Genomic DNA, 4984 nt, shown 5'->3' with positions numbered 1-4984 from the left:
GGCGTGATGCGACGCGTGGTGTTACGACGAGTTCACTTGGCTTCGCGAACCGGGAAGACAACCATGGGTCATCGGAGCAGATCCCCATGACCCTCGCGCCTGCGCTTCTGGCTGTCGCCGCCCTGATTGCCCTGCCCCCTGAACCGCTCGAGCCGTGCAAGGTCATCGAGCCCACAGCGACGCAGCGGCAGCTTCAGTTCGGGAACGCGGTCGCCATGGGCCCCTTCGCCATCCGCACGTCCGCCGGCCAAAGCCACTGCTATTTCTTCCGACCGGAATTGGGTCAGTGCTTCCTGCGCGATCCGCAGCTCGTTCACATCACGCTGGATGGCCGTCACGTCTGGTTCAAGGTTCCGGAGGGCCGCACCGTCCACATCGAGGTGGTGGACAAGGTTCCGGTTTGCCGCGTCCTCGGCAACGGCCCGGGGGACTGAGGCCTCACCCCAGCTCGGCGAACGCCCGCACCGGAAACGTCCCGAAGGCCTTCACCTTCGGCGGGGCCGCCGTGAAGCGGAAGCCGCTGTCCGGCAGCAGCTCAAGCCCGCGCATGTGTTCGCAGATCGGGATGCCCGCGCCCAGCAGCACCGTGTGCGCCGGCCGCGACCGGGTGCGGGTGTCGTCGATGTTGTGGGAGTCGATGCCGACCAGCGCCGCGCCTGCCTGAACCAGCAGGGCGGCGGCCGCTTCGGTCAGGAAGGGATGGTTCTCGAAATAGGCGTCCGTGCGCCAGTGGCGGGCCCAGCCGGTGTGGACCAGCACCGCCTTGCCGCGCACGTCCAGGCCCGCGAACCGGTCGGCGTCGACCGTCTGGATGTCGGGAACGCGGATCACCAGACCGGGCAGGGCGGCGACGCGGTCCAGACCGACGTCGCTGAGGTCCTCGCCGTCGGCGTAGCGGTGGAAGGGCGTGTCCAGATAGGTGCCGGTGTTGCCGACCATCTCGATGCGGCCGATCTGGAATTCGGTGCCGGGGTCATAGTTGGCGCGGGAGGCCTCGCGGCTCAGATGATCGCAGATCAGGGGCGCAGGGAGGCCCTTGTAGGTGATCATGCCGTCCTCGATCGTGTGGCTGAGGTCGATCAGGGGCATGGGCGGCTCCGGGATGGGGAACGGCGATGATGCGCGAGCGGTTCGCGAGGGTCAAAGCGCTGGACAAGTCACGGCGCAGGTTGAACAACCTTCTTTCCAACAAGGAAGGACATCCCCCCATGCGTATCGCCCTGTTCGCCGCCGCCGCGGCCGCCCTGACCCTGACGGCCTGCTCGCAGCAGACCGAAGAGAACGCCGCCGCCACCGCCGATGCGGCCGGCGCCACGGCCGCCTCGGCCGCCGAAGACACCGCCGTCAACGCCGAAGCCGCCGCTGACAACGCCGCCGCCGCCACCAGCGAAGCCGCCGCCAACGTCGACGCCGCCGCCGACACGGCCGCCCGCAAGACCGACGCCGCCGTCGACGCCGCCGCCAAGACCGAATAGTCCGCCTTACACGGCTATGAAGACGCGCCCGGGGTTCGCTCCGGGCGCGTTTTTCATGTCTGGAGCCCGGTCCACTCCGGCCGTCTGACCGTGACCGCGCGTCCGTCGACGGTCAGGGCGCCGTCGATCCGGTCCAGCCGGACCAGGGCCATGGCCGCGCCGTCGCGCCCGCTGAGCACCTCGCCCGCGCGGAGTTCGCCGTTCAGCACCTCGGCGCCGAATGCCGGGGCGGGGCCGTCGAAGGCGATCGGCAGCATGCGGTTCTTGATGGCTCCCCGCCGCTTCATGCGCGAGGTTGTCTCCTGACCGACGAAACAGCCCTTCTGGAAGTCGACGCCGTTCAGCAGGTCGAAGTCGGCCTCGATGGGATAGGTCTTGTCCGAGGGGGCGTCGGCCGTCGGGTCGGGAACGCCGACCGCGAGGCGATGCGCCTGCCAGTCGTCCTCGGCCGCATTGATTTCGACGCCCTCGCCGTAGCGTCGGCCGCCCAGGAGGGGCGTGCGCGGGTCGGGGATGAAACCTTCGACCGCGCCGTCCCAGGCGGCGAAGACGGCGCCGTCGTCGGCCTCGACCGCGACCTGGGCCCGCAGCCGGTACATGGCCAGGCGCTGCAGCAGGGCCTCGCGGCGGTCGGCGGCGACATCCAGCAGGACGCCGTCCTCCAGCCCCAGCAGGAACAGGTCGAACAGCAGCCGCCCCGGCGGCGACAGCAGGGCGCCGAAGCGCAGTTGTCCGGGCGCGAGGGTCTCGACGTCCTGGGTCAGCAGATTGTGCAGGAAGGGGCGGGCGTCGGGACCGGTCACGCGGATCAGGGCGCGGCTGTCGAGTCGGGCGATGCGAGGGACCATGACGCCTAGATAGGGCGGCGCGCGCCTGTGGACCACACCTGTGACACGCCTGATAGGACGAGAGAATCCGTATACGGTGCATCCATGGCGAGCCGGTTTCCCATTCTGTACATCGCCGAGGCCGACGCGAGCGATGCGATCCTGTCGTCCGGGGTGCTCGCCTATCTGGTCGAGGCCATGCCGCAGGCCAGCTTCACCATCGTCGGCTCGCCGAAGAGCGCGCCCCTGTTCGCCGACACGACCCGCCTCGACCGGCTGATCGTGCTGGAGCGGGACAGCCGGCTGGACTGGCTGGGCCTCTGGAACAAGGTGCGCGAGACACGCTGGGGGCTGGTCGTGGACATGCGCGGCACCACCCTGTCGAGCAAGCTGAAACGCCAGAAGCGGGCCGTCCGCGGGGCGTGGGAGGCCGGGGTCCACGCCGTCGAACAGGCCGCCCGGGTGCTGCAACTCGAGGAGGTCCCGGCCCCGAAGCTGTTCGTGGCCGAGACGACCCAGGCCAGGGCCGACGCCCTGATACCCGCGGAAAACGTGCCCATTCTCGCCCTGGGTCCGGGGGCGGACTGGATGGGCAAGATCTGGCCGTCCGAACGCTACGCCAAGGTGGCGGTGGCGCTGGTCGGCGACGGCGGGCCGCTGGAGGGCGGACGGGTCATCGTCGTCGGCGACGACAACGCCCGCGAGGCCGCCCACACCGTGCGCCTGTCGCTGCCGCGAAATCGCGTCACGGAACTGCAGGGCCGGCTGAGCCGGCTGGAGACGGTCGCGGCGCTGAGCCGGGCGGCGCTCTACATCGGCGCGGACACGATCTGGACCGATCTGGCCGTGGCCAGCGGCGTGCCGGTGGTCGCCGCCTTCGGGCCGTCGGACGAGGTCGAGCACGGTCCCTGGGGCGGGGTCGCCGTGCGCGGTCCGCGCTCCGTCGATGAGTATCGCAAGATCGATCCGAACCTGAACCAGGCCATCCAGCACATGAACGACCTGCCGGCCGAGCGGGTGCTGAAGGCGGCGACGAAGCTGCTGGCCGAACGCGCCTGATTTTTAACGTCGTCATCCTCGGGCTTGACCCGAGGATCGGACGCGGCTCCGAACTGTGCGCCAGCGCGCGGCCCTGATCACGCACCTCCGCGACTCGAACCGCGCACCGGATGGTCTGATCCTCGGGTCAAGCCCGAGGATGACGGAAGCGTGACGCATGGTATGAGGACGACCATGACCCAGACATACGACCTGATCGTCCGCGGCGGCGAAGTGGCCAACCACGCCGGGCGCGGCATGGCCGACGTCGGCGTGACCGACGGCCGGATCGTCTTCGTCGGCGACCTGTCGCAGGCCAGCGCGGGCGAGGTCGTGGACGCGACCGGCCTGACCGTCCTGCCCGGTGTCATCGACACCCAGGTCCATTTCCGCGAGCCGGGGCTGGAGTGGAAGGAAGACCTCGAGACCGGCAGCCGCGCCGCGGCTCTCGGCGGCGTCACCGCCGTGTTCGAAATGCCGAACACCGAGCCCAACACCACCGACCCCGACACCCTCGCCGACAAGCTGGCCCGCGCCCGCGACCGGATGTGGACCGACCACGCCTTCTATATCGGCGGCACGCACGAGAACGCCGAATATCTGTCGGAGCTGGAGCGGCTGCCCGGCTGCTGCGGGGTCAAGGTCTTCATGGGCGCCTCGACGGGGACCCTGCTGGTCGCCGACGACGACGGCGTGCGCAAGGTTCTGCAGAACGTGAAGCGCCGCGCCACCTTCCATTCCGAGGACGAATACCGGCTGGTCGAGCGCCGCCCCCTGGCCCGGACCGGCGACTGGACCAGCCACCCCGAGGTCCGCGACCCCGAGAGCGCCATCATGTCGACCCGCCGCCTCGTCCGGCTGGCGAAGGAGACCGGCGCCCGCATCCATGTGCTGCACGTGACCACGGCTGAAGAGGTCGAGTTCCTCGCCAACCACAAGGATGTGGCGACGATGGAGCTGACGCCGCAGCACCTGACACTGGACGGCGATGAGGCCTACGACCGGCTCAAGGGGCTGGCGCAGATGAACCCGCCGATCCGCAACAACTATCATATCGCCGGGCTGTGGCGCGGGATCGAGCAGGGCATCGCCGATGTTCTGGGCTCCGACCACGCCCCGCATACGCTGGAAGAGAAGGCCCGGCCCTATCCCGCCTCGCCCTCGGGCATGCCGGGCGTGCAGACCCTGGTGCCGGTGATGCTGACCCATGTCGCAAACGGCCGGCTGACGCTGGACCGGTTCATCGACCTGACCTCGCACGGGGCCAACCGGGTGTTCGGCATCGCCGGCAAGGGCCGGATGGCCGAGGGCTATGACGCCGACCTGACCATCGTCGACCTGAAGGCGAAACACGTCCTGCGCCACGAGGACATGGCCACCCGTTCGGGCTGGACGCCGTTCGACGGCTTCGAAGCGACCGGCAAGGCCATGGCCACCATCGTGCGCGGCCGGGTGGTGATGAAGGACGGCGAGCTGATCGGTGCGGCCCACGGGCGGCCGGTGCGGTTTCAGGAGACGCTGGCGTCCTGACGGCCCAGCCGCGCCATCACGGCGTCGCGATAGGTCCGGCTGGCGACCAGTTCCGTGCCGCTGGCCATGGTCAGCTTCCATGAGCCGTCGGACAGGGACCGCGTCTCGCGCACC

6 protein-coding genes are annotated in these 4984 nt (G+C 69.7%); 4 read left to right on the top strand and 2 right to left on the bottom strand.

Annotation, left to right across the window (positions count from 1 at the left end):
* A partial coding sequence (locus V6M42_RS02215; RefSeq protein ID WP_332676853.1) for a hypothetical protein occupies positions 1 to 434 on the top strand: 434 nt, incomplete at its 5' end.
* Between the two features lie 4 nt (positions 435 to 438).
* Here the strand turns inward: V6M42_RS02215 and V6M42_RS02210 are convergent.
* A complete protein-coding gene (locus tag V6M42_RS02210) occupies positions 439 to 1089 on the bottom strand; it encodes a cyclase family protein (protein WP_332676850.1) in 651 nt (216 codons plus the stop codon).
* 119 nt (positions 1090 to 1208) lie between these two features.
* Between V6M42_RS02210 and V6M42_RS02205 the strand changes: the two genes are divergently transcribed.
* Positions 1209 to 1475, top strand: a complete 267-nt coding sequence (locus tag V6M42_RS02205; RefSeq protein ID WP_332658062.1) for a hypothetical protein — start codon at positions 1209 to 1211, stop codon at positions 1473 to 1475.
* Positions 1476 to 1528: 53 nt separating this feature from the next.
* On the opposite strand, the gene ygfZ is transcribed toward V6M42_RS02205, so the two are convergent.
* Entirely contained in the window at positions 1529 to 2323 is a 795-nt protein-coding gene (ygfZ, locus tag V6M42_RS02200) for a CAF17-like 4Fe-4S cluster assembly/insertion protein YgfZ (protein ID WP_332676849.1), read from the bottom strand.
* Positions 2324 to 2407: 84 nt separating this feature from the next.
* Here ygfZ and V6M42_RS02195 point away from each other — a divergent pair, with 84 nt between their 5' ends.
* Positions 2408 to 3361 carry a glycosyltransferase family 9 protein gene (locus tag V6M42_RS02195; RefSeq protein ID WP_332676847.1) on the top strand — a complete coding sequence of 318 codons (954 nt, stop codon included), beginning with the start codon at positions 2408 to 2410 and terminating at the stop codon, positions 3359 to 3361.
* Positions 3362 to 3535: 174 nt separating this feature from the next.
* Positions 3536 to 4870, top strand: a complete 1335-nt coding sequence (locus tag V6M42_RS02190; protein ID WP_332676845.1) for a dihydroorotase — start codon at positions 3536 to 3538, stop codon at positions 4868 to 4870.
* The last annotated feature ends 114 nt before the right edge of the window (positions 4871 to 4984 follow it).

The sequence above is a fragment of the Brevundimonas sp. genome, from assembly GCF_036677305.1.
Classification (GTDB): Bacteria; Pseudomonadota; Alphaproteobacteria; order Caulobacterales; family Caulobacteraceae; genus Brevundimonas.
Note: the sequence above shows the minus strand (reverse complement) of the source record. Positions and strands in the feature narration are given on the sequence as shown.